This window comes from Streptomyces chilikensis (genome assembly GCF_001642695.1).
GTDB classification, from domain to species: Bacteria; Actinomycetota; Actinomycetes; order Streptomycetales; family Streptomycetaceae; genus Streptomyces; species Streptomyces chilikensis.
Genome location: NZ_LWCC02000112.1, coordinates 1,490 through 3,199, shown reverse-complemented (window position 1 = coordinate 3,199; position 1,710 = coordinate 1,490). Strand labels below are relative to the sequence as shown.

Genomic DNA, 1,710 nt, shown 5'->3' with positions numbered 1-1,710 from the left:
CTCCGCGCCGTCCCGGCCCGCGCGCCCGCAGATCGCGGCGCCCCAGGCCGGCGCCCCGGGGGAGCGGCGGCCCGAACCGGCCCGTGGCGCGGACGCCGCGCGCACCCGCAACGGCCTGGTGAAACGCCCGCGGCGCAGCGCCATCGGCGCGGCCGTCGACGAGACCGACCGGGCGGGAGCCCGGCCGCTGCCTCCCGCGCCGGAGCGGGAGCGCACCCCGGAGCAGGTCTCCGGGATGCTCTCCTCCCTGCGCAGCGCACACCTGCGGGGCGGGATCAGCGTGCAGAAGGAGAAGGAGAGGGACATGGAACGCGGCACGGGTGCCGACGCCGGGGCGCCGAAGGACGCCGTGAGTGACGGGGGCGGAACGAAGTGACCACATCTCCCTTCCAGAACACGGCGTCCTTCCAGAACACGGCGTCCTTCCAGAACATGGCGCCCTCCCAGAACACGGCGCCCTCACCGAACGCGGCGCCCACCCAGCAGGATTCGCAGACCTTCAACTGGCTGCTCGCCGCCTTCGTCCGCAACACCGACGGGGTGCGTGACGCGGTCGCGGTCTCCTCGGACGGACTGCTGATCGCGGTCTCCGAAGGGCTCGGGAGGACCGAGGCCGACCACCTGGCGGCCATCGTGTCGGGGCTGTCCAGCCTGGCGCGCAGCGCCTCGAGGCGGTACGGCTTCGACGGCGTGAAGCTGATCATGATCGAGATGGGGCGGGGCTTCCTGCTGGTCTCGGCGATCCGCGACGGCAGCTGTCTCGGGGTGCTCGCCGACAGCAGCGGTGAACTCGGCCTGGTCGGTTACGAGATGGCCGTGCTCGCGGAACGGGCCGGCGACCTGCTCACCCCGGCCCTGATCGCCGACCTGCGCCAGTCCCTGCCCCGGTGAGCGGTGAGCAGCCCGTGGAAGAGGACAACAGCTTCGTCAGGCCGTTCATCATCACCGGTGGACGGGTGGAGCCGCTGCGGAACGACCTGAGGCTGGAGACGCTGGTGGTCGCCGTCCGTCCGCCGGGCGAGTCGCTGACGTTCGAACGGAAGAGGGTGGCCGCGGTGTGCGAGAGCCCGACGACGGTGGCCGAGGTGGCGCATCGGGTGGGGGTCCCGCTGGGGGTCGCCAGGGTGCTGATCTCCGATCTCGTCGCCGCCGGGCACCTCGCCTGCCGCCAACCCGCGGAGCTCCCGCTCCATACGCTGGAAAGGATCAGGGACCATGTCCGGTCGCTCTGACAAGATGGTTCCGCTGGCCGTGAAGATCGTGGTGAGCGGCGGACTCGGCGTCGGCAAGACCACGTTCATCGGAGCCATCTCCGAGATCGAGCCGCTGGACACCGAGGCGGCGATCACCCAGGTGTCCGTGGGGGTCGACTCGCTGGACGGGGTGGAGTCCAAGACCACCACCACCGTGGCGCTGGACTTCGGCCGGATCACCCTCAACCCGGCCATCTCCCTCTACCTGTTCGGGACGCCCGGTCAGGACCGGTTCTCCTTCCTCTGGGACGACCTGGTCGAGGGGGCGCTGGGCACGGTGGTGCTGGTCGACACCCGCCGGATCGAGGACTGCTTCCCGGCGCTGGACTACTTCGAGGCGCAGCGGGCCCCGTTCGTGCTCGCGGTGAACCACTTCCCGGGGGCCCGGCGGTTCGAACTGGACGAGGTCCGGGAGGCGCTGGGCCTGCACGACGACGTTCCGGTGGTGGACTGCGAC

3 protein-coding genes and 1 pseudogene are annotated in these 1,710 nt (G+C 71.4%); all 4 read left to right on the top strand.

Annotated elements, in window-relative coordinates:
* Nucleotides 1–376 (top strand): annotated as a pseudogene (locus A2U95_RS25140) (hypothetical protein); the annotation flags it as partial.
* Between the two features lie 56 nt (nucleotides 377–432).
* Nucleotides 433–891, top strand: coding sequence for a roadblock/LC7 domain-containing protein (locus A2U95_RS25135; protein ID WP_206283057.1), 459 nt, complete (start codon nucleotides 433–435; stop codon nucleotides 889–891).
* A 14-nt stretch (nucleotides 892–905) separates the two neighbouring features.
* On the top strand, nucleotides 906–1,232 hold the full coding sequence (locus A2U95_RS25130; RefSeq protein WP_240958075.1) for a DUF742 domain-containing protein: 327 nt from the start codon (nucleotides 906–908) through the stop codon (nucleotides 1,230–1,232).
* On the top strand, nucleotides 1,216–1,710 hold a 495-nt coding region (locus A2U95_RS25125; RefSeq protein WP_166027070.1), incomplete at its 3' end, for a GTP-binding protein. The genes A2U95_RS25130 and A2U95_RS25125, both read left to right, overlap by 17 nt.